The sequence below is a fragment of the Actinomycetota bacterium genome, assembly GCA_005888325.1.
GTDB lineage: Bacteria > Actinomycetota > Acidimicrobiia > Acidimicrobiales > AC-14 > AC-14.
The window spans coordinates 20,511-45,331 of sequence record VAWU01000053.1; the positions used below are offsets into that span (position 1 = coordinate 20,511).

The window sequence follows — 24,821 nt, forward strand, 5'->3', positions numbered from 1 at the left end:
CGACCAGTACCTCGACGAGCTGTGCAACCCCGACGGCACCCTGCCGACGCGGGCCTCGACGAGCTACCGCTACAACGGTGCGTGCGTGCCGATGACGACCTTCGACGCCGGCGTGCTGAAGGCAGGAGCGGGCCAACCCGACCAAGAGGTGACGTTCCGCGAGACCGTGCACGGGCCGGTGAGCGGCACGGCCACCGTCGGGGGAAAGCCGTACGCCATCACCACCAAGCGCTCGACGCGGGGGCGCGAGCCGGCGAGCGCGGTTTCCTTCATCCACCTCAACGAGAACGACGTCAACGCCCGCAGCTGGGCCTCGGTCATGAACCACGTGGAGTTCACGTTCAACTGGCTCTACGTCGACGACGAACACATCGCGTACTTCTCGTCGGGCCGGCTGCCGAAGCGTGCGCCGGGAACCGATCCCAGCCTGCCCACCCTGGGCACCGGTGCCTACGAGTGGCGGGGGTTCCTCTCGGGCGACGAGCACCCGCACGCCGTCGACCCCGACGCGGGGCTGCTCCTCAACTGGAACAACTCCCCGGCGCCGGGCTGGGGCGCTGCCGACGACAACTGGGGCTACGGGTCGATCGACCACGTCGAGCTGTTCACTCCGTTCGCCCGGCGCGGGAACCACATCGAGGACGTCGTCTCGGTGATGAACAAGGCCGCGACCCAGGACGACCGCGCGGTCCTCGTCTGGCCCGTGATCAGCCGCGTGCTGAAAACGGGGCCCGCGCCCGACGCGCTCACCGGCCAGGCCGCGCAGCTCATCGACGAGTGGGTCGCCCACGGCGGCAGCCGCCTCGATCGCAACCTCGACGGCCTCATCGACGAGCCAGGTGCCGCGATCCTCGACCGGGCCTGGACGCCACTCAACAAGGCGGTGCTGAAGCCGGTGCTCGGCGCGACCGTGAACGACATCCCGCGCCAGGGATGGAGCGGTTACGTCGACAAGGACCTGCGCACGCTCCTCGGCGACGATGTGGAGGGCCGGTTCAGCCGCAGCTACTGCGGAAACGGCGACCTCGACGCGTGCCGCAACGACCTGTGGGCGGCGCTGAAGCGCAACGTCGACCGCTTCGCCGCGGAGCGCGGTCCCAACCCCCGCCTCTGGCTGCAGGACGCGAATCGCGAGCGCATCACGTTCACCCCCGGCCTCCTCCCGGACACGATGCGGTACAGCAACCGGCCCACCTTCCAGCAGGTGGTGGAGTTCAGGGGCTGACCACCGGACCGTCGCCCTAGAGATCGAGGGTGGCGCCGGCGGTTATGCCCGAGCGTCGGAGCGCCTTGGCCTTGGTGCGCACGAGCACGTCTCGGGGGGCGCGGGCGATCTGGGCGGCGAAGCGGCCCGCCTCCGCCAGGAGCTCGGCTGCAGGCACGACCGCCGACACCAGATGCAGGCGCAGCGCCTCGCTCGCGTCGACCGCCCGGCCCGTGAAGCAGAGGTCGCGCGCCACCGCCCCGCCGACGATGTCGTGCAGCGGACCGTAGACGACGTCGCCGAACGTGATCTCGGGATGGGAGAAGCGCGCGGTATCGGCCGCGACCCGCACGTCGCACATCACCGCCAGGTCGAGCCCACCCGCGAGCGCGGGCCCGTTCACCGCGGCGAGCATCGGGAGTGGGAACTCGATGCACCCGCGGTGCCAGCGGTCGCTCGAGGCCCAGAGCGTCGCCGCGAAGGCCTCGTCGTCGAGACGATCGAACTCGCGCAGGTCGAAGCCGGCGCTGAACGTGTCGCCCGCGCCGGTGACGACGACCACCTTGACCGCGTCGTCGCGGGCGAGCGCGTCGAGCGCGTCGGTGAACTCGTCGCGCACGGCGATGGACAGCGCGTTCTTCTTCTCCGGTCGGTTCAACGTCAGGGTCGCGACGCCGTCGGCGGGGTCGGAGACGAGCACGAGTGCCGGCATGGGCGCGAACTGTAGGGGGGTCCTAAGGTGGCCGCCGACGAGTGGGCTGGGGCCGGCAGCTGGGAGGGGGATGACCACGAGGAGCGGTGGGCAACCGGGTTACGTCGGCCTCGCCCGGCGGACCCGCCAGGCGCTGGGACTTCCCGAGTTCCTGCCAGCGCATCGCACCGAGGTCGCGATCCACGCGTGCCGCCTGCTCGCCGATGAGTGGGAGGCCGCCTGTGCCGACGAGCGGCTGATCGACTTCGTGGTGGGCGTGGTCGAGGCCGTCGACGAGTTCGTGGCCGCGGCGGAGACCAGCTCCACCCTGCCTCCCGACTTGGTGGAGCGGGCGGAGGCCGAGGCGGCCTCGTGGCTGGTCGACTTCCTCGCGGACGGCGGCGGCGCTCCCGACCGCGACCTGCTCGTGAAGCTCTCGGAACCGGCGTCCGCGGGCGAGGCCGACCCTTCGATCGACGCGCTGCTCTTCGTGCTGGCGCGACAGGTCTCGCGCGCCCTCGCGCGGGCGATGGCCCGAGTCGCGCCGCTAGGCCGGTCCGCGACCTCGCGCCGCTGAGCGGCATGCCTCTGCCCGGCTCTCAGAACGATCGTGGTGGCCAGGGCCCCGCCGACCGTTCAGAGAACGGGGGGCCGCTCGGACAGCTGCGCGCCCTTGCGGTACAGGAGGTCGAGGTCGCAGCCGGGCTCCGGCACCTCGAGCTCTACACGATGGGCGGTCTCCTCACCGTGCTGTGGCACGGCGAGCCGTCGGCCGAGGCCGCGGTCCTGACGTGCGGCGGCGCGATGGGGAGCCTGTTGGGGCCGGCCGACGGGCTCTACCACGACCTCGGCGTGGCGCTGGCCGACCGGGGCATCGGCACGTTGCGGGTCGGGTACCGCCGGCCCAACGACCTCGACGCGTGTGTGCACGACCTCGCGGCCGTCGCGGATCTCGCGACGCGGCAGGGAGCGCGCCGCTTCGTCGCGATGGGCCACTCGTTCGGTGGCGCGGTGGCGGTCCAGGTCGCGATCGCGCTCCCCGCCGTCATGGCCGGAGTCGTGACGCTGGCGACGCAGTCGGCCGGGTGCGAGCACGCCGACCGCCTCGCGTGTCCGCTCCTGCTGTTCCACGGCGACCGCGACGAGCTGCTGCCGCCCGCGGCGAGCGAGATGGTGCGCATGATCGCGGGGCGAGGCGAGCTGGTGGTGCTGGCGGGCAGCGGCCACCTCTTGTCGGAGGCTGCGATCGAGCTGCGCGAGCGGCTGCTCGTGTGGTTGCCCGAGGCGCTGGCCGCGGCCGCCCCCGCATGACGACGGAGCTCTTCCCCGACGCCGACCGGGCGCCGCGCCAACTGTCGCTCGTCAGGCTCAGCGGCGAGATCGCCCGTTCGCTCGCGCAGCTCGGGCGCGTCACCGTCGAGGGTGAGGTGCACGACCCTCGCGCGCGCCCCGGCGGCCTGGTGTTCTTCACCTTGCGAGATCGCGCCGCGCAGCTGGCCGTGGCCTGCCCGGCCACCCGCGCCCGTTACTGCCGGACCGTCGCGGGGGAGCGCGTCGCGGTCACCGGGTCGGTGCAGTTCAACAACCAGCGCGGCTCGGTGCAGCTCGTCGCCGAGGAGGTCGTGCCGGTCGGAGAAGGAGCCGTGGCCGCGGCGACGGCCGAGACGCGCTCCCGCCTGCTGGCCGAGGGACTGCTCGATCGCCCGCGCCGTGCCCTTCCGCGCCTACCGGCAACCATCGGAGTGGTGTGTGGTGCCGATGCCGCAGTCCGCGCCGATATCGAGTCGGTGGTGGACGCGCGGTTTCCCGGTTACCCGGTCGAGTTCGTCGAGGTGACGGTGTCGGGCCCGGGCGCGGCCGAGGCGATCACCGGCGCCTTGGGCGCGCTCGATGCCCGCGACGACGTCGAGGTGATCGTGCTCGCACGCGGCGGCGGCAACGCCGCGGAGCTGCTGCCGTTCAGCGACGAGTCGCTCTGCCGAGCGGTGGCGGCGTCGCGCACGCCGGTCGTGTCGTCCATCGGCCACGAGCGCGACCGCCCGCTGTGCGACGAGCTGGCCGACCTCCGCTTCCCCACGCCGTCGCTCGCGGCACAAGCAGTGGTGCCGAGCCGTTCCGAGCTGGAGAGCGAGCTGGCGCGGCTGCGCGCCGAAGGGCGGGCCGCCGTCATCGCCGCACATGAGCGCGCGACCCATCGACTGGCGCGTGTTGACCTTCGTCAAGCTCTGACCGCGGGGGCAGGCCGGGCCGAGGCCAGGCTCGACGTGGCACTGGCGCGCCTACGCGCCACCCACCCGCGTGTCCGGCTCGCAGGTGCCTCCGACCGCCTGGCTGCGCTTCGCCGCGAGCTCGATGCCCTCAGCCCTGTCCGTGTGCTCGAACGCGGCTATGCGGTGGTGCGCACCGCCGACGGCACGGTCGTGCGGCGCGCGTCGCAGGTGTCGACCGGTGACGCGCTCACGGTCGGGTTGGCGCACGGGCGACTCGGGACGCGCGTCGAGGAGGTCGACGGTTGAGCGAGGACCGGTGAGCGAGGACCGCAGCGGAGCGGAGAAGACGTTCGAGCAGCTGCTCGACGAGCTCGAGGCGATGACCCGGCGCATGGCCGCGGGCGACATCGGGATCGAGGCGGGCGGGCGAGCTGCACGCGCAAGCCACCGAGCGCCTGGCCCGGGTGCAGGAGCGCATCGAGCGCCTCGCCGCCGGCGAAGCCGGCCCAACGGCCGGCCCATGAACAGAGCCGGCGCAACGGAGGGGGCCGGCCCATGAACGGAGCCGGTCCTCAGTCGCGGGCGGCGGGGGAGAGGTCGAGCGGCGGGTAGTAGTTCTCGGCGCCGATCGCCTTGATGTCCTTGGCCCAGTGGCCTTCGTAGGCGTCGGTCGGGCCCTGGAGGGGATCGACGAGCGACCAGGCCTGGCGCTTGTACGTCCAGTTGTCGGGCTGGAGCCGGTGCGCCTCGCGGAACCACGCCACCGCGTCGGACGCGTGACCCCGGCGGTGCAGCTCCTGGCCCAGCTCGAAGGCGGCCGCGGCCGTCGACACGTCGAGCGGGCGCGGTTGCGACCGCCGGACGACCTCGTCGGGCGGCAGCGCGTACCGGCTGGCGGCGCCGTTGGCCACCCAGTCGCGCACCGCGACGACGTACGACTCGTGGTCGAGCTTGATCTTGCGCGCCTCGAGCAGGGTGTCGGCGAGGTGGGGTGGCAGCGTGCTCGTGTCGATCGACAGGAGCGAGTCGAGCGCCTTGTTGCGCCCGGGTGACGCGGGCTCGGCCGGACGCACGAGGACGCCTTCCTCGTCGATCCAGACCGCGTTGGGCACGTTCACCACGCCGAGCAGCTCGTCGACGACGTGGGCCGAGTCGATCAGCGACGGATGGTCGGGCGCGGCCTTGTCGATGTACCGGTAGGCCGCGTCAGGGTCGATGTCGAGGGCGACGGTGACGATCTCCAGCCCTTGCGGCCGGAGCTCGGTGCTCAGGGCCTGCCACACGGGCAGGTCGTGGCGGCAGCCTCACCACGACGCCCACGCGACGAGCAGCACCTTGCGGCCGCGTAGCGACGAGAGCGCAAAGGGACGGCCGTGACGGTCGGGCAGCACGAGATCGGGAGCCTTCGCGGTGCTCAGCGCCCGTCCGCCCGACTCGGGGCCGAGGGCCCAGAGCCCGTGCGCCTCGTCGCGCAGCAGCGGCATCCGCAGGCGCTCGGCCAGCCGAGGAACGTCGACTCGCCCTCCCGTGACCACGCCCTCGGCAAGGACGACGCACACGTCGCCCTTGCACGCACCCTCGGGCTTCATCGACCAGCCCGTACGTGCTTCGAGCGCTTCGACGTCGATGTCGAGCGATGTGAGGATCACGAGTCGTCCCGGTAGACGTTGACGCCTTCAGCGCAGTTGCGCGTCACGAGCACGACGAGGTCGTCAGTGGTCGATGCGTTCTCCTCCACGTGCACCTCCTCCGCCGCGATGTAGACGACGTCGCCGGGCTCGGCCTCCATCGCTTCCTCGACACCGTTCGGGCCCCATGTGAAGCGGGCGCGTCCCGACAGGATGTAGATCGACGTCTCGCAAGGCCCGTGGTGGTGCACGCGTGTGCGTCCACCCGGCGCGGTGGTGACCATCGACGAGTAGAGGCCCCGGCTCCCGACCGTGTCGCGGCTGATCGCCACGGCTCTGAGCATGGCGTCGTTCTGCCCCGGTTGGCGCACCCAGCTGGTCGGTGGAAGGCGGCGGGCCACGCCCCTCTCTCTAGCAGAGAACCTCCGCGGGACCGGACGAGCTCCTACGCCGTCGGCGCGCTCCGCCGCCCCGCGCCGTAGCTTGGACTCATGAGTGAAGCGCCGGCCGGCCCATCGATCGACAGTGGCAGCACCGTTTTGAACCCGTTCGTGCCGGGATTCTTCGACAACCCTTACGCGCAGTACCGTGCCCTGCGCGAGGAGAACGGCGTGCACCAGAGCCCCTTCGGCCCGTGGACGGTGCTCGGCTACGACGACGTGCTCCGCGTCCTCCGCGACCCCGATCTGAGCGTCGAGGACAGCAACGCCAGCCTCGACCTGCGCAATCCCGTGTTCGAGGAGCTGCTGGGCGATCGCCCCCAACGCGGTCAGCGGGGCATCCTCAACATCGACCCCCCCGACCACACCCGCCTGCGCCGCCTCGTATCGAAGGCGTTCACCCCCAACATGGTCCGCAGTCTGCGCCCGCGCGTCCAGGAGCTGGTCGACGCGCTGCTCGCCGAGATGGCCGATGCCGGCGAGGCCGACCTCATCCGCGATCTCGCGTTCCCGCTGCCGTTCGCGGTGATCTCCCAGCTGCTCGGCATGCCCGACAGCGACCGTGCCCAGTTGCGCGACTGGTCACACACGATGACCGCCACCCTCGACCCGATCGTCACCGTCGACCAGGTTCGGGCTGCGATCGAGGCATCCGACCACATGCTCGAGCACATCCTGGCGGCCATCGCGTGGAAGCGTGACAATCCCGGCGATGACCTGCTGTCCGCGCTCATCGCCGCGGAGGACGAGGGTGACGCGCTCTCGGAGGAGGAGCTCCTCGACCAGATCGTCCTGCTCTACATCGCCGGGCACGAGACAACCGTGAACCTCATCGGCAACGGGACCTACGCGTTGCTCCGCAACCGCGCCCAGCTCGAGCGCTGGCGGGCCGACCCCGGGCTCGACACGAATGCGGTCGAGGAGCTCCTGCGCTTCGACAGCCCCGTGCAGTTCTCGCGCCGCATCGCCGTCGCCGACATGGAGATCGCCGGCCACGCGATCGCGAAGGGGAGCTTTCTCATGACCTGCCTCGGCTCGGCCAACCGCGACGAGGCCCATTGGGGCGCCGACGCCGCCGAGCTCGACCTCACCCGGGCGGGCGCGGCCCAGCACGTGTCGTTCGGTAGTGGCGTGCACCACTGCCTCGGCGCCACGCTCGCGCGTGTCGAGGGCCAGGTGGCGATCGGCTCGCTCATCCGCCGCTTTCCTGACCTCGAGCTCGCGACCGACAAGGCGGATTGGAACGGCCGCATCATCCTTCGTGGTCTCGACTCGCTGCCGTTGAAGCTCGTCGCTTGAACGAGGTTGTCTCAGGCTCGGGAGGCGGGATGCCGTACTGGGAGGTCGAACGACGGGGGGCCATCGCGCTCCTCACCTTCACGCGACCGCCGCGCAACTTCATGAGCTTCGAGGCCGTGGGCGAGCTCGGCGACCGGCTCGACGACCTCGCGGATCGTGACGACGTGAGCGTGATCGTGCTCACCGGCGGCGTTCCCGGCTACTTCGTGGCCCACGCCGACCTCGAGGACCTCGCACGGATCGGGCGGGGTGAGGCGGTGGCGGGCGACCCGCGCAGCTGGAGCCGGACGCTGGCTCGCATCGAGTCGCTGCCGCAGCCGGTGGTTGCGGCGATCAACGGCCAGGCGTGGGGCGGCGGCTGCGAACTCTCGCTCGCGTGCACGCTTCGCGTCGCCGCGGCCTCCGCGCACCTGGGCCAACCCGAGGTCGCGGTCGGGATCATTCCCGGTGCAGGTGGCACGCAGCGCCTGCCGCGCCTCGTCGGGCCCGGGCGGGCGGCGGAGCTCATCCTCTCGGGCCGGGTGGTGGGCGCGGACGAGGCGCTCGGCGTCGGCCTGGTCGAGGCGTGCCTGCCCGACGACGGCTTCGTCGACCGCGTCGTCGAATGGCTCCAGCCGATCGCAGGCAGGCCGCGCCGCGCGCTCGCGGCCGCCAAGCGCGCTATCACCGAGGGGCTGCGGCTCCCGTTCGACGAGGGATTGCGGCTCGAGGGCCGACTCTTCGTCGAGTGCCAGCTGGACGGCGAGGCCGTCGCTCTGGAGGAAGCGGCCCTGCGTCGCTACGACGAGGCACCGCCGGATGCGCCCATCACCCTCTGAGGCGAGCCCCGTCCGCCGTGCGCCGGCCAACCGCGTCCTGGTGTGGGGCGTCCACATGGCGCTTCCCATCGCCGTCCTCTGGCTGCTGATCGCCCGGCCCCGCTTCGACGCGCTGTGGGAGCAGCACCAGGCGCACTTCTGGCTGGTGTCGGCGGTGGCGCTGGTGAACACCGTGCTCGGCTTCCGCATGAGCGAAGAGGCACGGCGACGCTCCGACGCCCGGCTCTTCCTTGTCGCGCTGGCGTTCCTGTGCAGCGCCGGCTTTCTCGCCCTCCACGCCCTCGCCACTCCCAATGTGATCGTCAGCAACAAGAACGCGGGGTTCGTCATCGCCACGCCGGTCGGGCTCGTGCTCGCGGCTGCGTTCGCGGCGGCCTCGTCGATGGACATCTCGCCGCGCGCCGCCGCCCGGCTCATGGCCCGGCAGGGGGTGCTGAGGATCGGCGTCCCCGCGCTGCTCGTGGGCTGGGGCACTGTGTCGCTCCTCGGGTTGCCGCCACTCGACGCGACCCTCGACGCGAGCGAGGCGAAGGGGCCGCTGGAGATCCTGGCGGTCGTGGCCACCGCGCTCTACCTGGTTGCCGCGGCGCGGTACTGGACCGTGCACCGGCGCCGTCCTTCGGTGATGTTGCTGAGCGTCATCACCGCCTTCTTCCTACTGGCCGAGGCGATGATCGTGGTGTCGCTCGCGCGCAACTGGCGCGCCTCGTGGTGGGAGTGGCACCTCCTGATGGCGGGCGCCTTCGCCTTCGTCGCCTACAGCTCGTATGCGCAGTACCGCCGGGAAGGCACGGTGACCGGGATCTTCACGTCGATCTCTCTCGAGCAGAACCTCCGGCACGTGCGCGAGGAGTACGGCACCGCGCTGGAGGCGCTCGTCGACGCGATGGACCGGCAGGGTGGCGACGACACCGCCTTCGGCCGGCTCGCCGCCGACCTGGCCGCCCGCTTCGGGTTGAGTGAGGGCCAGGGCCGCGTCCTCGAGCAGGCGGCCGAGGCGCTCGTGAACGAGCGTGAGCAGATTCGGCGCCTCGGCGCTCTCGTTGCGGTCGGACAGGAAGCGCGCGTGATCCGCTCGGAGGAGGAGCTGTTGGCGCGGGTGGTGGCACTTGCGGGAGAGGCCTTCCGAGACGACCGGTTGCGGCTCGGCCTCCTCGAGCAGGGCCGCCTCGACTTTGTCGGTGAGACCCCGGTCCTGCCGCTCGAACGCGAGCTCGCGGCGCGTGCCATGACCGGTCTCGAGCCCGTCGAGGCGCGGTCGAACGGTGGTGCGCTGCTCGTGCTGCCTCTCACTGTGAAGGGCAATGCCGCGGGCGTCCTCGAGTTCGTACGGACGTCAGGCGAGTTCGCCGACCGCGACCGCGCCCTGCTCCGCTCGCTCGGGAGCCAGCTCTCGATCGCATTGGAGAACGCCCGCCTCTACCACCAGATCGACGGCCTGTTCCGCCAGTACATGTCGCCCGCGGTGGCGACGGCGCTGCTGGCCGACCCCGCCCAGGCCGAGCTCGGGGGCGCCACTGTCGAGATCACCGTGCTGTTCGCAGACCTCCGCGGCTTCACCTCGTTCTCGGAGCGTTCGTCACCGCACGACGTGGTGACGATGCTCAACCGGAACTTCGGGGTGGCCGTGCCCGTCGTGCTCGAGGAAGGCGGCACCATCTCACAGTTCATGGGCGACGCGATCATGGTGCTGTTCAACGCTCCGAGCCGTCAGCCCGACCATGCGCTCCGCGCCGCGCGTGCCGGGTTGGGTCTGCAGGCCGCGGTCGACAAGATCGCGGCGGGCCGCGCGGGGTGGCCGCGCTTTCGGGTGGGGATCAACTCCGGACCGGTCGTGGTCGGCAACATCGGAAGCGCGGAGCTCCGCAACTTCACCGCCATCGGTGACACCGCCAACCTCGCGGCGCGACTGGAGACGAGTGCGCAGGAGGGTCAGGTTGTGATCGGGAAGGCGACGTACGAGCTCCTCCGCGACGTCGCCGTGGTGCGTCCGCTCGGTCCGCTGCAGGTAAAGGGCAAGGAGACCGCGGTGGAGGCGTACGTCCTCACCGGTCTCCGCGCGACCACGGTGGCCGATGTGCGCGACTCACAACACGGGAGCGAGCACGTCGTCGATGGCGGCCAGCACGTCGGCGTCGAGGGTGACGCCTGACGCCGCCGCGTTGTCATCGACCTGCTCGGGCCGGGTGGCTCCGATGATCGCGGAAGCCACATTGGGCTCGCGCAGCACCCAGGCGAGCGCGAGCTGGGCCATCGAGAGGCCGGCTCGACGGGCGAGAGGTCGCAGCCCGTCGACCGCCAGGAGCACCTTGTCGGCGCGCAGGTTGCCCATCATCTGACCCATGCTCTCGCTCGCGGCACGCGAGTCGGGGGGCGGGGCCGACCCCGGCCGGTACTTGCCCGTGAGCACACCCTGCCCGAGCGGTGACCACACGATCTGACCGATGCCGTTGGCCGCGCACAGCGGGATGACCGCCTGCTCGGGCCGGCGCCAGAGCATCGAGTACTGCGGTTGGCTCGAGACGAACGGCACGAGGGCGTCGGGGCTTGCGGTCCCGGCGGCCGGCCGGGCCGTGCTAAGGCCGATGGCGGCCTGGATCTGCGCCGGCGACCACTCGCTGAACCCGATGTAGCGGGCCTTGCCCTGGCGCACGACCTCGGTGAGCGCTTCCATCGTCTCCCCCAGCGGCGTGCTCGTGTCGTAGCGGTGGCACTGGTAGAGGTCGACGTGGTCGGTGCGCAGCCGCTTCAACGACGCGTCGCACTGCTTGCGGATCTGGGCGGCCGACAGTCCCCGGTCGCGGCGCGACATCGGGAAGAAGACCTTCGTTGCCAGGACGTACGAAGCACGGTCGACCCCGGCCAGCACCTCGCCGAGGAACGATTCGGCCGCGCCGCGCCCGTAGGCGTTCGCGGTGTCGATGAAATTGATGCCGACCTCGAACGCCCGCCGCACGCAGGTCTCGGCCCGGTCGCGCTCGACGCCGACCCCGTAGGTGAGCCACGAGCCCAGGCTGATCTCCGAGACCCGGAGGTCACTGCTCCCCAATTGCCGGTACTCCATCCCTGCTCTCTACCAGACACCGAAGGGCTCGGCCGCGCGCCGCGCCCGGCCCGCTTGCAAGGTATCGTTCACGCCCAGTGCAAAAAGACGTGTGGACGCGACCTGCGGCGCGCCCCCCGGCCGGGCACCTCGACGCCGCTCTCCGGGGGGTCTCCGAGTGAAGTTGCTGCGTCGCTACGCACCGTTCCTGGTCTTCGTCGCGGCCCAGCTCCTCGTCATCGCCATCGTCCCCTCCAAGGCCCCCACCGCCGTCAGCGCCGTGGGCCGTCTGGACAAGACGCAGGCAGCCGCGGCCAAGGAGCGCGGCATCCCGTCCGTCGGCGACGAGAGCCACTGCGTCAACGGGAGGCAGTTCGGCGAGCTGGCGACCGCGCCGCCGTGCATTCCGAAGTTCAAGGGAAAGAACCCCGGTGCGACCTACACCGGCGTCACCGCGACCGAGGTGAAGATCGTCTGGTACCAGGCCAAGGAGAACCCGACGATCACCGGCGTGCTCCGCCCCCTGGGGCTGGCGCAGACGAGGGAGGACGAGCGCACGTTCCTTCAGGCCGCGGAGCAGTTCATCAACGAGAAGTTCGAGCTCTACGGGCGCAAGGTCAAGATCGTGCCGTTCGAAGGCCAGTGCGACTACGCCCCACCCGACGTGCCGTGCCTGCGCAGTGAGGCCCAGCAGATCGCCAAGTCGATAAAGCCGTTCGCGGTGGTATGGGCGACCGCAGTCGGTTTGGAGTTCTACGAGGAACTGAGCAAGGCGAAGATCGTCAACGCCGGGGGCTGGCACTTCGACGACAGCTTCAACATCCAGCACCGGCCCTACCACTGGGACATCTTCATGGGAGGGTCACAGCAGGCCAAGCTGGCCGGCGAATACTGGTGCAAGAGGCTCGCGGGGAAGCCCGCCCGCTACGCAGGTGACGTCGACCTGCGCGCCAAGACCCGCAAGCTGGGCATCGTCACGCCCGACGCGCCGGTCAACGTGAAGTCGGCCGAGGAGCTCGCTCGCATCGTGCGCGCGTGCGACAAGAACGGCGCGCAGATCTCGGCCTACGCGTCCGATACGACGCGTGCGGGAGAGCAGTCCATCGCGGGCACGGCTCGCTTCAAGAACGAGGGCGTCACGACGGTCATGTTCTTCAGCGACCCGATCGGGCCGGTGTTCGCAACCGGCGCCGCGACCCGCCAGCAGTACTTCCCCGAGTACACGATGGCCGGCAGCGGGCTCGTGGACTACGACCTCCTCGCCCGTCTCTACGACGCGAAGCAGTGGGCGAACGCCTTCGGGCCGAGCGACCTGCCCGAGTTCACGCCGTTCGACCAGAGCGACACGGTGAAGGTGTGGCGTGCGGCGGGCCGGCAGGGACTGCCCAACAAGGCCAACCAGCTCGGCTGGAGCTACCTCTCGTTCATCGCCAGCGGGATCATGGGCGCGGGCCCCACCGTCACCCCCCTGAACTTCGAGCAGGCGCTGCTGACGAGCGACCCGATCGGGGGCTGGGACAAGGTGCACGACCCCCAGCAGGTCTACGTCAAGTTCGGCAAGGGCGACTACACGGCCGTCTCCGACGCCCGCGAGGTGTACTGGGACGCGAAGGCCATCTCCGCCATCGACGGCAAGCCGGGCGCCTATGTGTCGCTGAACGGCGGACGTCGCTACAAGCTCGGGGAGTGGCCGACGGGCGAGCCGCAGCTGCCGGGTCGATGACCTGGGTCAACCAGGTCTGGCAGGGACGGGTCGCGGGCCCGATCGCGAGGTCCGTCGTCGCGTTCATCGGGGTCGTGGCGTTCGCCGAGCTCGCGTTCGGGCGCGACAGCACCACCGACGTGCTCGGCGTGCCCGTGCCCACGGCGGTGCCCGCCGGCATCATCCTCCAAGGGATCATCATCGGCTGCCTGTACGCGCTCATCGCGTTCGGGCTGATTCTCATCTACCGAGCGAACCGGTTGGTGAGCTTCGCCCAGGCCGGCCTCGGCTCGGTGCCCGCGGTGCTCGCGCTGCTGTTGCTGGCCGCCCACCACTGGCCCTACCTGGTCGCGGTGGGGATCGTGCTCGTCGGTGCCGCGCTCACCGGCTTCCTCGTCGAGTTCGTGATCATGCGACGCTTCGCCACCTCGCCGCGCCTCATCGCGACGGTGGCCACCATCGGGATCGCACAGCTGCTGGCGCTCGTCGAGTTCTACCTGCCCAAGTGGGTGACGGGTGAGGTGGTCTCACCGCAGAAGTTCGTCACGCCCCTCAGTCGCTTCTCGTGGGACTTCGGCGGTGTGATCCAGAACGGCAACGCCTTGGTGATCCCGGTGGTCGTGGCCGCGGTGATGGTCGGGCTCGGCGCGTTCTTCCGCTTCACCCGGTTGGGGATCGCGGTGCGGGCGTCGGCGGACAACGACGAGCGGGCCTCGCTGCTCGGCATACCCGTCAAGCGGGTGTCGACGGTCGTCTGGGTCATCGCCGCGGTGTGCTCAGGTCTCGGTGTCTTCCTGCGGGCGCCGGTGGTGGGGCTGCCCCTCGGCGGGCTCATCGGCCCCATCATCCTGCTCTACGCGCTGGCTGCAGCGGTCGTGGCGAGGATGGAGAGCATGCCCGTCGCGCTCGGCGCGGGGATGGCAATCGGCGTGCTCGACCAGTCGGCCAACTACGCGACCCGGCGAGGCGACATCAGCGTCTCGCTGATGCTCCCGCTCCTGTTGATCGCGTTGGCGCTCCAACGGCAGCGCCTCTCACGCGCCTACGACACCGGCGTCTCGACGTTCCGCAACCTGCGCGAGCTCCGTCCCATCCCCCAGGAGCTGCGACACACGCGCGAGGTGCGGTGGGGCGTGGCCGGCCTCGCCGTCATCGTGGCGGGCGTCCTGCTGGCGGCGCCGTACCTCGTGGGGACCCAGCGGGCCAACTTCGCCTCGCTCGTCGTCATCTACGCCATCGTCGGCCTGTCGTTGGTGGTGCTCACGGGATGGGCAGGTCAGATCTCACTCGGCCAGTTCGCGTTCGCGGGGTTGGGGGCGGGCGTGGCGGGCGGCCTCGCGGTCCACCACAACCTCGACGGCGCGGTCGGCGCGGTCGTGGCCGTGCTGATCGGGCTCCCCACACTGCGGGTCCCCGGACTGTTCCTCGCGGTCGTGACGCTTGCTTTTGCCGCGACGGTCAACGGCTACTTCCTGAACTCGAAGTACTTCGGCGGGCTCCTGCCCGACGCGAACAAGACGATCACTCGGCCCGTCCTGTGGGACCGCGTCGACACGCGCGGCGACGTGGCGTTCTACTACGTCTGTCTTGCCGTTCTTGCTGTGGTGTACCTCTCTGCTCGCTCGATGCGGAAGGGCCGTTCCGGTCGCGTGTTCATCTCCGTGCGCGACAACGTGCGTGCCGCCCAGTCGTACGGCCTGAACGCGGCGCGCAGCAGGCTGGCTGCGTTCGCCCTGTCCGGGTTCATCGCCGCGGTGGCGGGTGCTCTCCTCGCCTACCAGCAAGGGTCGGTCGACCGCGAGGCGTTCACGATCACGGCCAGCCTCGACGTCTTCGTCTTCGCGGTGGTCGGGGGCCTCACGTCGCTCGCGGGCGCCATACTCGGCGCGGTCTACTACGAGGGCCTCAAGTACTTCGGGCCGACCGCGCTCCACCTCAAGAACCTCGACGTCCTCGCCACCGGCGCAGGGGTGCTGTTCCTGCTGCTCTTCCTGCCGGGCGGGCTGATCGAGGGCGTCTACCGCGTGCGCGACCGGCTCCTGCGCGCGCTCGCCAACCGGCGTGGGATCGACGTGCCGAGCCTGGTGGCCGACCGCCGCGTCGTCCTGAGCGGGGAGCCGGACGCGGACGACGTGCTCGTCCGGGCGGAGGCGCTCATCGACGAATCGGCGATGCTCGCGGCTGCGAAGTCGAGCGGCGAGGTCGTGCCGTGATCAGTTGGGCAAAGACCCGCTTCGAGCGTGTCACCGATGGGGTCGACATCTTCCCGCTCGTCGTGCTCTTCGCGCTGTTCTTCTTCGACGAGTTCGACACCTCGGCGTTCGCGGTCCTCGCGCCCAACATCCAGGAGTACTTCCATCTCACCGACCGCGCGTTCGGGTTGATCGTGATCGGCAACCTGTCGGTCGTGCTGGCCCTCGCGGTACCCGTGGGCTTCTACGGCGATCGCCTCCCGCGCAGCAAGATGGTCGTGATCGGTGCACTCATGGCGGGTGTGTTCTCGTTCCTCACCGGCACCGCCACGCTGCTGTACGCGCTCATCCTGTATCGCCTGGGCAACGGGATGGGACGTTTGGTCAACGACCCGGTGCACACCTCGTTGCTCGCGGACTACTACAAACCCTCGACCCGGCCCCGGGTGTTCTCGTTCCATCGCAACGGTGAACAGCTCGGGCGGGTGGTGGGCCCCGCCGTTGCCGGCATCACCGCGGCACTCTGGGGGTTCCGGGCGGCATTCCTCATCCTGATCGTGCCGATCGTCGCCACCGCGCTCGTAGCCACCCGGCTGCGCGACCCGCGACGAGGCGGCACCGACGACCCCGCCGCCGCGGTCGAGGCGGAGCGGGAGGACCCGCCGCCGTTCCCCGAGGCCGCCCGTACCCTGTTCGCGGTCCCGACGCTGCGCCGCCAGTACCTCTCCTTCGTGTTCATCGGCGCGGGGCTGATCCCGCTCGCGTACTACCTGCCGCTGTTTCTCAAGCGCGAGTTCGGCGTCGCCGAGTTCGGGCGGGGCGCCATCACTGCGATGAACGCCGGGCTCACCTTCGCGGGCGTGCTGTTGTCGGGCCGGTGGACGGCACGCTGGCTGACGCGCGGCATGGGCGAGCCGCTGAAGCGGGCCGGGTTGGCCGTCGTCGCCGTCGGCATCGGCCTCGCCGCGGTGGCCGCCTCGCCCTGGCTCTGGCTGGTCGTCGTGCTCGGCGCGGCGACGAGCTTCGCCGCCGGTGTGTTCACGCCTCCGTTCGTGACCACGCAGGCGCTCGTGTCACCGGCACGGGTCCGCACGCTGTCGTTCGGGTTCGGCGCGGTGTTCATCCTGCTCGGAGCCTGGTTGCTCTTCATCATCGTCCCGGTGATCCGCGTCTCGGACGTGTACGGGATCCGGTGGGGCATCGCGGCCACGGTCGGCTACTGGGTCATCGGCGGCCTGATCCTCAGGTCCGCGCACCGCTTCGTGGCCGACGACACCAACCGGGCGCTCCGGAACCTGGCCCTCACCGCGGAGCTGCGTGGGGCTCGCCTGGAGGCACGGGAGAGCGCGCTGCTGCTCTGTCGCGACGTCGACGTTGCCTACGACGGCGTGCAGGTGCTCTTCGGGGTCGACATGGAGGTGCACGAGGGGGAGATCGTCGCTCTGCTCGGCACGAACGGCGCAGGGAAGTCGACCCTCCTGCGCGCCATCGCCGGGGTGGTCGACCCGGTCGGTGGCCTCATCTTCTTCGACGGGCGCGACATCACCCACGCGGACCCCGTGACCGGCGCGCAGCTCGGCATCGTGCAGGTGCCGGGGGGAAAGGCGGTGTTCCCGACCCTCACCGTGGCCGAGCACTTCCGGGCGGCATCGTGGATGTTCGATGAAGACGAGGCGCGCGTGGTCGCGGCGCGCGGCGAGATGCTGCAGCGCTTTCCGCGGCTTCGTGACCATCTCGACCACCTCGCAGGTGACATCTCCGGCGGCGAGCAACAGATGCTGGCGTTGGCCATGGCGTTCCTCGCCGAGCCGAAGCTGCTCATCATCGACGAACTGTCGCTCGGGTTGGCACCGATCATCGTCGAGCAGCTCCTCGACATCGTGCGCGACATCCACGCGCGCGGCACCACCATCATCCTCGTCGAGCAGTCGGTCAACGTGGCCCTCACGCTCGCCGATCGTGCCTATTTCCTGGAGAAGGGGGAGGTCAGGTTCGAAGGCGTCACCTCGGAGCTGCTCGAGCGCGACGACCTCCTGCGATCGGTCTTCCTCGAAGGTGCGGCGTCGGCCAAAGGCGGGTCGAAGCCCGCGGCCGCCGCGCCACGCCACGAGCCGTCGCCATCCGGTCGCGTGCTGCTCGCGGCCCACGGCCTGACCAAGAGCTTCGGTGGGATCCGGGCCGTCGACGACGTCGACCTCGAGGTGCGCGAGGGCGAGATCCTCGGGTTGATCGGACCCAACGGTGCCGGCAAGACGACGTTGTTCGATCTGTTGTCGGGGTTCCTCGTACCCGACGGCGGGAGCGTGTGGCTCGACGACGTCGTCGTCACCGCCTGGGGCCCTGATCGGCGGGCGCGTGCGGGCTTGGCGCGCTCGTTCCAGGACGCGCGCATCTTCTCGTCGCTCACCGTCGCCGAGAACCTCGCCAACGCGCTCGAGCGCCATCTCGAGGTGCGCGACCACCTCGCCGCCGCTCTGGTACTGCCGGCCGCGCTCGAGCAGGAGGACGACGTCGGCAAGCGGGTGACCGCCCTCATCGAGCTGATGGGGCTCGGCGCGTTCCGCGACAAGTTCGCGCGCGAGCTCTCGACCGGCACCCGAAGGGTCGTCGACCTCGCGATGGCTGTCGCCCACTACCCGGCGGTGCTCATGCTCGACGAGCCGTCATCGGGCATCGCGCAGCGCGAGACCGAGGCGCTCGGCCCACTCTTGCTCCGCATCCGCCGCGAGACGGGTTGCGCCATGCTCGTGATCGAGCACGACATGCCGCTGATCACCTCGATCTCCGACGAGATCGTGGCGCTCGAGCTGGGCCATGTCATCGCGCGGGGCACCGCCCACGACGTGGTGCGCGACCCGCAGGTGGTGGCGTCGTACCTCGGCACCGACCAAGCGACGATCGCCCGGTCGGGCGCCCGCTCCTTGTCGTAGTCAGCCGTCCTCCAGACGGCTGTCCACGCCAAGAAGGCGGTCGGGTGCGATCGGGACGCGTGGGGTGATGGTAATGATGGCGGGGTGCCGAGAGACGTGGTGCTCATCACCGGCGCGGCGGGGGCCATCGGGTCCGCGACCGTGCGCGCCTTCATCTCCGCCGGCTTCTCCGTCGTGGGGCTCGACGTCGTCGAGCATGTGACCGACGTGCCCGCAACCGATTCGCCCGCCGGGTCCTACCTGGGGATACGGGTCGACGCGGAGGACGAGGTGGCCGTGGCCGCGGCGGTGGCGACCGCCGAGGGGGCCGGTCCTCTGGCGCACGTCGTCGGCATCGCGGGCGGCGCGCTCGGTGATGAGCCCGCCACGCAGGCCGACCCCGTGCAACTGTCGCCGAAGGTGTTCCGCGCGTCGGTCGAGGCCAACCTCACCTCCCAGTTCGTGGTGCTGCACGCGGCCCTTCCCTTGTTGCGCGCCCGCACCGGCGTCGACCGGTCGGTCACGTTCACGTCGTCATGGAACGCGCTCACGGGCGTCGGCATGCCCGCGTACTCGGCGGCGAAGGCCGGCGTCATCGGGATGATGCACGCGCTAACCGGGCCGCTCGGGGAGGACGGCATTCGGGTGAACGTCGTCGCACCCGGCACCATTCGCACCGCTCGAACCGAGCGGATCTGGGCGCACGACGAAGGTCGTTGGGAGCGGCTGGCGGCGACCACCGCGCTGGGTCGCCTGGGAACCCCGGACGACGTGGCGCGCACCTTCGTGGCCCTCGCCACCGCGCTCACCCACGTGACCGGTCAGGTGCTCGTCGTCGACGGTGGCCAACTGGTCAAGCGGTAGCAGACGTCGATGCACGTGCGCCGCTCGCTCGCGCTCGCCGTCGCGACCGCCGTCGCCGTGGCCGCCGTCCTCACGGTCGTCGTCGCGCTCGCGCGCAAACCCGCGCCGACCCGGCCACTCACCCGCTCGCCGGCGCGCGACGCCGACGGGAGGTGCCGAGGCGTCGCGCTCGCGCCCGGCGCGGACGTGCGGCGTGCCGTCGACGCCCACCCCGGCGGCACGGTCTTCTGCCTGGCGGCCGGCACGTACCGGGTGGCGAGCGCGATCGAGCCGAAGGACGCGATGCAACTGATCGGTGAGGGGCCCGGGCGAACCGTGCTCGACGGGTCGAAGCGGCTCATGGGCTGGGTGCTTCTGGCCTCGGGGACCGGCCGGGCCCCCGATCGCGACCTCTGGTGGACGCACGGTCGTCTGCCCCGTCGACCTGCGCACGACCCGCACTGCTTCACGCCCGGTTGTGGCATCACCCAGGACGTGTTCATCGACGGGCGCCGGCTGGAGCGGGCGATGCTGCTCGCCGACCTCACGCCCGGCCGCTTCTACGAGAGCTTTGCGGACAACCGCGTCTTCCTCGCCGCCGACCCGGCGGGACACGTGGTCGAGCAGGCGGTCGCGGAACGCGTCGTCTCGTCGCGCGCCTCGGGCGTGCGCGTTGCCGACCTGTCGATCGCGAAGGCGGCCAACCCCGCGCAGATCGGCGGTCTGCACGCGGCCGACGGTGCCACAGGCTGGGTGGTCGACGACGTCGAGGTCGTCGCCACGCACGGCACAGGTGCGGTCGTCGACGGTGGCACCGTTCGCAACAGCACCTTCCACGGCAACGGGCAGCTGGGCCTGGCCGGCGCGGGCCGAGGTTCGCTGATTCTCGGCAACGACATCTACGGCAACAACACCGCGGGGTACGACCCCGACTGGGAGGCCGGGGGCGCCAAGTTCGGGGCGCGGGCCACCGACATGCATGTGACCGGGAACCGCGTACGCGACAACCGGGGCCCGGGTCTGTGGTGCGACATCTCCTGCTACCGATGGACGGTCGACCACAACTTCGTCGTCGACAACGTCGACCCGGACGGCGACTCAGGGGCAGGCATCTTCTACGAGATCTCCTACCGGTGCGCGATCCACGACAATTTCGTGTCGGGCAACGGGCCGGCCTCGGGGGGCAAGGGCTTCTACCACGGTGGCCAGATCGTGATCGCGGCCAGCTCCGACTGCGACGTCCACGACAACGTGGTGATCGGGGCCAATGGCGTCGGCGCGCTGCAACAGGACCGTCATTCGGGCAGTCGAGGGGCGTTGCAGGTTCGCAACCTGTCGGTCCGTGACAACCTCATGGTTCAGACTGCGCCGGCGGGGGAAGGCGCGGTCACCGGCCTCGTCCAGGACATCGACGACAACCGGTACTTCACCGAGAAGAACAACCGATGGGTGGGGAACACCTACCATCTTCCCGACAGGAGCGGTGCCTACTTCGACTGGTCGAACGACCTCATCACCCAGGCAGCGTGGAAGCGCTTCGGGCAGGACTCGGGCGCGTAGCCGCTCCCCGGCCCCCAGGACGTTCATGCGGATCGTGCACTACTACCCCCGAGCGCTTGTCGGTGACGGTGGCATGACGGGCGCCGTCCGCCGGCTCTCCGGGGCCCTGAGCGAAGCCGGAGCCGAGGCCGTCATCGCCTACGACGACGGGCCGCAGCCGCCGTCCGACGGCCGGGTGCGCTGGGTGCCCGTCCGCCACGTCGGGCCCGCGCGCGAGCGGCTGCCCCTCCCGTCGCACCTCGAGCCGGCCCTGCGGGGCGCGGACCTCGTCGTGCTCAACTCCGCGTGGGCGGCCCACAACGTCGTGGCGGGTCGCGTGGCTCGCAGGCTCGAGGTGCCCTACGTGGTGGCACCGCGCGGGGCGTACGAGGTGCAGATCTTCAACCGTCGCCGGCCCCTCAAGCGCGCGTGGTGGGCCGCGCTCGAGGGGCCGCTCGTACGACAGGCGCGCGCCATGCATCTGTTCTTCGATGCCGAGCGCCACATCCCCGAACGGCTGGGCTTCACCGGTGGCGTGATCGTGGCGCCCAACGGTGTCGAGGCGCCGCACGACATCGAGTGGGACGGCGGGAGCGGCGGCTACGTGCTGTGGATGGGCCGGTTCGACGTCGAGCACAAGGGCATCGACCTGCTCGTCCGCGCCGTCGACTCGCTGCCGCCCGCGGCGCGGCCTCAGGTGCGCCTCCACGGCCCCGACTCGCGCAACGGCGGCCGCCCCGAGACGCGCGAGCTCGTGCGCGAGCTGGGGCTCGAGCGGTGGGTCTCGGTCCGCGACGCCGTCTACGGACGCGAGAAGTGGGAGACGCTCGCCCGTGCGGTGGGATTCGCGTATCCGTCGCGATGGGAGGGTTTCGGCAACTCGGTGGCGGAAGCGGCATCGATCGGCGTGCCCACCATCGTGACGCCCTACTACCTCGGCCGGTTCCTCGCCGAGCGCGACGCCGCCATCCTGGTCGAGCCGTCGATCACGGGCGTGGCGGCCGGGTTGCAGGCCGTCGTCGAACCGAGCGCCCGGGAGACCGGCCGCAACGCGCGCAAGGTCGTCGAGGAGCACATCACGTGGGAGAGGGTGGGGGCGGCGTGGCTGACGCAGGCTCGCGACCTGGTCTGAGGCCCGGCGGCGCGGGCCGGGTGCTCACCGTCGCCGGTCCCGACGGCACGGGCAAGTCGACCCTCTGCGACGCGCTGATACACGGTCTGCTGCGCGATCGGAGGGTGCTGCGGGTGCATCACCGCTTCGGTGTGCTGCCTGCGCGGGGCGGCGACCAGGCGGCAGTCACCGAGCCCCACCGCGACGAGCCCTACCCCGCGCCGCTCGCCGCCATCAAGGCGCTGGCGCTGTTCGCGGACTTCTGGCTCGGGTGGCTGCTGCGCGCCCGGCCGTTCGTGCGGCGGGGCGGTTGGGTGCTGCTGGAGCGGGGGTGGTGGGACCTCGCCGTCGACCCGCGCCGCTATCGGCTCCGGCCCGGCGGGCGTCTGGTGCGCGTCCTGGGCCGGCTTCTGCCGCAGTCCGACGTGCTGCTCGTGCTCGAGGGTCCGCCCGCCGCGCTCCGGGCCCGCAAGCAGGAGCTGCCGGAGGCCGAGCTCGAGCGCCAGGTGCGCGCCTGGCACGACGTGGTGCCCGCCGGTGTCCGCCGGGTGCACCTCGACACCTCGGCCTCGCTCGACGAGGTCCTGCGTCGGGCGGAGGCCGAGGTGCTGGCCGTCGCGCGGTAACCCCTCGCGCTGTAGTCCGTCGGGCAACCTGTCGATGATCTCCTGGTGGAGGAGGTCCCGCGCTGGTTGTCGCTGGCCCGTGGCCTGAGCGAGGTGGCACCGAGCTGGGTGGCGTGCAAGAGCGTCGGCGGCGCGGCCACGGAGGCGGGCGATCTCTCGTCGACCGCGCCAGTGCAGGATTGGGACGCGCTCACCGAGGAGTTCCGCCGTTGGGCGGGGGTGAAGCGCCTCGGACCGGTCGTCGTCTGTGGCCACGAGCCGCACGTACGGCACCTCGTCGCGCTCGACGGCCCCCTCCGGTTCTTCGCGCTCTCGGTCCGGGCCCGGCGGGTCGTCCGGGGTGCGACATTGTTCGTGCCCGAGACCCTGCACCCGGTGGTGGAGCTCGATGCCTGGGGCTTCCGGCGCACCCGACCGGGCGCCGAGGGCGTGATCCTGCTGCTCGACGCGGTCGCCCGCGACGACGTCGAGCCCGACTGGCCGACCCTGCGCGGCCGCGACGTCGGCGGCCTCGTGGCGCGTGATCGCGACGGCGTGCGAGAGACGGCGCGGCTGCTCCTCGGCCCCGCGGATCGGGCCATGGTGCAGCTCGCGGAGGCGGTGGAAGGCGGTCGGTGGGACCGTCGGGCGCTCACCAACATGCAGCGCTGGTGCGTGGCCCGGTCGCTCCAGGAACCCGCCGTCCTGGCGACGTGGGTGCGTCAGCGGTTGACCCGCCCCTGTGCCGTGCTCGAAGGGATGGCGGCCGGTCGCCGCGTGCCCGGCGACCGGCGCGTCTGGCTGGGCGACGTCGCGCTCGACCACGAGGTCGACGCGGCGGGCGCCGTCCGTCAGCAGGCCATGCCGCAGAAGTCGTGACCACCGCCGAACGAGTTGCGCACGAAGGTGATGGCGCGAGTGGTCAGGTCGGCCCCGTTGTCCTCGACGACACCCGTCGAGCCTGATCCGTTCACGATGTTGTCGTGCACGCTGAGGTTCTGCAACAGATGCGCGGGCGGTGTGGAATCGGTGCGGTCCTGTTGCGTGCCGGTGATCCCGTTGCAGTTGCCGTCCAGCGTGTTGCCGTAGATCTCGACGTTGAACGAGGACGGAATGGTGATGCCGCCACCCCACAGCCACGAGCACCCGTTGCGATTGGACGCGTTGTAGTTGTGCAGCCCGTTGCGGCGGACCGTGTTGCCTCGGATGACGGCGTCCTGGGAGATCTCGTAGAAGATCCCCTCGTCCCAGTTGTCCTGGACCAGATTGCCTTCGACCAGGGTGTTGGCCGCGTTGATGTCCCACCACAAACCCTTGCAGAAGTTGTCGTGGGTGAAGGTGTTGCGCACGGTCGTGTGCACCGCGACGAACTTCACGCCGCCCGCCTCGAAGCCGCACGACTCCCCAAAGCCGTTGCGCGCGATCTCGGTGCCGTCGACGAGGGTGCCCGAGACCTTGCTGTCGCCGATGCCGAGGCCGGCATGGTCGTTCACCTTGCCGCCGATGATCTTGACGTTGTTGCCGCCGATGTAGATGCCACCCCAGCCGTTGTTGTGGATGTTGACGTTGCGCAGCGTCCAGTTGTCACCTGCGGGCTCGACCGCGCCGTTCTGGCGCCCGGGGTTGTAGTTGCGGACCTCGAGGTTCTCGACGGTCACGTTCGCGGCTCCACCGCCGAACGCACGATCGATGCTGCCGCGGCCGTCGAGCACCGCGGGCCCGACGAACCCCTGGCCGTCCTTGGGCGTGATCCTCTCGCTGATCGTTCCCGACAGGCAGAAGCGCGTGCCGGCCGGGTTGGCGTTGACCGCGCTCTGGACGCTGCCCTGAACCGCGACGCACCCGCTCGGGACGGGAGGTGGCGGTGTGACGACCGTGGTCGTGGGCCGGGGTGCCACGGTTGTCGTGGGGGCGGGGAGCGTGGACGCCGTGGGTGCCGGCTCGGTGGTCAGGAGGAGTTGCGGCGCGGTTGCTCCGGTCTCGCGACTGGCGAAGTCGGTCTCGGCTTCGTGCGCTTGCGGGTGGACGGTCCGGTTCGCGAACGCGGAATGGCGGACTACCAGGCTGAGGTGACCGGATGCGCGCATTGCCGCGTTGCGTTTCACTGCCGCGGTGATGTCGATCTCGGTCCATCGCGCCACGCCCGTGGGGGGCGAGTGGCCCACGAAGGCGCCGGGTTGCGGTGAACCGTCCCACGTGAGGCGGGTCTCAACCCAGCTGTTGTCGCTCAGCGCGTAGACGGCGACGCCGAGCGGGTTGGCTTGGTTGCTGAACAGGCGGAGCGTGGCCCGCTTGAAGTACTGCCCGCGCAGGGCAGGTGTGTCGAAGCGCAGATAGCTGCGTTGCGCCCAGGGGAACTGGTCGGTGCGGAGCGAAGCGGCCCGACCGAAGTTGTCGCCCGGCCTGCCCGCGTCGACGTAGGTGTCGGCCTTCGCCACGAAGCTCCACGTGGTCGCGGAGCGGGCGAGCGACGGCATCACCAACTGGGCCGCGACGAGCACCATCAGCAGGAACGCCGCCCCCGCCGCGCCCCGCCGCCGGGCGTGCTGGGAGGACACGAGCTGGCGGGACGACACGAGGGGCATGT

General features: G+C 70.9%; 20 protein-coding genes (1 of these 20 only partly in view). 15 read left to right on the plus strand and 5 right to left on the minus strand.

Annotation, left to right across the window (positions count from 1 at the left end):
• Positions 1-1,225 carry the 3' portion of a penicillin acylase family protein gene (locus E6G06_16195; GenBank protein TML88377.1) on the plus strand. It extends 1,154 nt beyond the left edge of the window, so 1,225 of the gene's 2,379 nt are visible here — the last part of the coding sequence; its start codon lies beyond the left edge, outside the window; it ends in the stop codon at positions 1,223-1,225.
• Positions 1,226-1,241: 16 nt separating this feature from the next.
• Here E6G06_16195 and E6G06_16200 read toward each other — a convergent pair whose 3' ends face one another.
• Positions 1,242-1,916 (minus strand): enoyl-CoA hydratase/isomerase family protein, encoded by a 675-nt coding sequence (locus E6G06_16200; GenBank protein TML88378.1) that lies wholly within the window; start codon positions 1,914-1,916, stop codon positions 1,242-1,244.
• A 70-nt stretch (positions 1,917-1,986) separates the two neighbouring features.
• On the opposite strand from E6G06_16200, the gene E6G06_16205 reads away from it, so the two are divergent.
• The 3 genes from E6G06_16205 to xseA are packed head-to-tail and all read left to right on the plus strand — an operon-like array spanning position 1,987 to position 4,411.
• Positions 1,987-2,472 (plus strand): hypothetical protein, encoded by a 486-nt coding sequence (locus E6G06_16205; protein ID TML88379.1) that lies wholly within the window; start codon positions 1,987-1,989, stop codon positions 2,470-2,472.
• A gap of 5 nt (positions 2,473-2,477) precedes the next feature.
• On the plus strand, positions 2,478-3,206 hold the full coding sequence (locus E6G06_16210) for an alpha/beta hydrolase (GenBank protein TML88380.1): 729 nt from the start codon (positions 2,478-2,480) through the stop codon (positions 3,204-3,206).
• On the plus strand, positions 3,203-4,411 hold the full coding sequence (gene xseA / locus E6G06_16215) for an exodeoxyribonuclease VII large subunit (GenBank protein ID TML88381.1): 1,209 nt from the start codon (positions 3,203-3,205) through the stop codon (positions 4,409-4,411). Before E6G06_16210 ends, xseA begins: the two co-directional genes overlap by 4 nt.
• A 266-nt stretch (positions 4,412-4,677) precedes the next feature.
• Here the strand turns inward: xseA and E6G06_16220 are convergent, their stop codons facing one another.
• Together E6G06_16220 and E6G06_16225 are read right to left on the minus strand one after the other, a co-directional pair.
• A complete protein-coding gene (locus E6G06_16220) occupies positions 4,678-5,694 on the minus strand; it encodes a redoxin domain-containing protein (protein ID TML88401.1) in 1,017 nt (338 codons plus the stop codon).
• A 56-nt stretch (positions 5,695-5,750) separates the two neighbouring features.
• Positions 5,751-6,134: a cupin domain-containing protein gene (locus E6G06_16225; GenBank protein ID TML88382.1), complete on the minus strand. Its 384-nt coding sequence runs from the start codon at positions 6,132-6,134 to the stop codon at positions 5,751-5,753.
• Positions 6,135-6,224: 90 nt separating this feature from the next.
• On the opposite strand from E6G06_16225, the gene E6G06_16230 reads away from it, so the two are divergent.
• From E6G06_16230 to E6G06_16240, 3 genes are read left to right on the plus strand one after another with little or no spacing between them, the layout of a single operon-like run.
• A complete protein-coding gene (locus E6G06_16230) occupies positions 6,225-7,472 on the plus strand; it encodes a cytochrome P450 (protein TML88383.1) in 1,248 nt (415 codons plus the stop codon).
• Positions 7,473-7,501: 29 nt separating this feature from the next.
• Positions 7,502-8,290 carry an enoyl-CoA hydratase/isomerase family protein gene (locus E6G06_16235; GenBank protein TML88402.1) on the plus strand — a complete coding sequence of 263 codons (789 nt, stop codon included), beginning with the start codon at positions 7,502-7,504 and terminating at the stop codon, positions 8,288-8,290.
• A 55-nt stretch (positions 8,291-8,345) separates the two neighbouring features.
• On the plus strand, positions 8,346-10,442 hold the full coding sequence (locus E6G06_16240) for a GAF domain-containing protein (protein TML88384.1): 2,097 nt from the start codon (positions 8,346-8,348) through the stop codon (positions 10,440-10,442).
• Here E6G06_16240 and E6G06_16245 read toward each other — a convergent pair.
• Positions 10,377-11,354 carry an aldo/keto reductase gene (locus tag E6G06_16245; GenBank protein ID TML88385.1) on the minus strand — a complete coding sequence of 326 codons (978 nt, stop codon included), beginning with the start codon at positions 11,352-11,354 and terminating at the stop codon, positions 10,377-10,379. The two genes, E6G06_16240 and E6G06_16245, sit on opposite strands and share 66 nt — an antisense overlap.
• 157 nt (positions 11,355-11,511) lie before the next feature.
• Here E6G06_16245 and E6G06_16250 point away from each other — a divergent pair, with 157 nt between their 5' ends.
• From E6G06_16250 to E6G06_16285, 8 genes are all read left to right on the plus strand, one after another.
• The gene (locus tag E6G06_16250) at positions 11,512-13,056 is read left to right on the plus strand and encodes an ABC transporter substrate-binding protein (protein ID TML88386.1); all 1,545 of its coding nucleotides are present in this window, start codon (positions 11,512-11,514) and stop codon (positions 13,054-13,056) included.
• A complete protein-coding gene (locus tag E6G06_16255) occupies positions 13,020-15,248 on the plus strand; it encodes a hypothetical protein (GenBank protein TML88387.1) in 2,229 nt (742 codons plus the stop codon). The genes E6G06_16250 and E6G06_16255 overlap by 37 nt, the downstream gene beginning before the upstream one ends.
• Positions 14,573-18,157: an MFS transporter gene (locus tag E6G06_16260; protein TML88388.1), complete on the plus strand. Its 3,585-nt coding sequence runs from the start codon at positions 14,573-14,575 to the stop codon at positions 18,155-18,157. Before E6G06_16255 ends, E6G06_16260 begins: the two co-directional genes overlap by 676 nt.
• Positions 18,158-18,241: 84 nt before the next feature.
• On the plus strand, positions 18,242-19,000 hold the full coding sequence (locus E6G06_16265; protein TML88389.1) for an SDR family oxidoreductase: 759 nt from the start codon (positions 18,242-18,244) through the stop codon (positions 18,998-19,000).
• Between the two features lie 9 nt (positions 19,001-19,009).
• A complete protein-coding gene (locus tag E6G06_16270) occupies positions 19,010-20,539 on the plus strand; it encodes a right-handed parallel beta-helix repeat-containing protein (GenBank protein ID TML88390.1) in 1,530 nt (509 codons plus the stop codon).
• Between the two features lie 25 nt (positions 20,540-20,564).
• Complete coding sequence (locus tag E6G06_16275; protein ID TML88391.1) at positions 20,565-21,650, plus strand: glycosyltransferase; 1,086 nt, start codon at positions 20,565-20,567, stop codon at positions 21,648-21,650.
• On the plus strand, positions 21,620-22,255 hold the full coding sequence (locus E6G06_16280; protein ID TML88392.1) for a hypothetical protein: 636 nt from the start codon (positions 21,620-21,622) through the stop codon (positions 22,253-22,255). The genes E6G06_16275 and E6G06_16280 overlap by 31 nt, the downstream gene beginning before the upstream one ends.
• Positions 22,256-22,300: 45 nt before the next feature.
• Positions 22,301-23,113, plus strand: a complete 813-nt coding sequence (locus tag E6G06_16285) for a hypothetical protein (GenBank protein ID TML88393.1) — start codon at positions 22,301-22,303, stop codon at positions 23,111-23,113.
• On the opposite strand, the gene E6G06_16290 is transcribed toward E6G06_16285, so the two are convergent.
• A complete protein-coding gene (locus tag E6G06_16290) occupies positions 23,086-24,819 on the minus strand; it encodes a right-handed parallel beta-helix repeat-containing protein (GenBank protein TML88394.1) in 1,734 nt (577 codons plus the stop codon). The genes E6G06_16285 and E6G06_16290 overlap by 28 nt on opposite strands.
• Positions 24,820-24,821 lie beyond the last annotated feature (2 nt).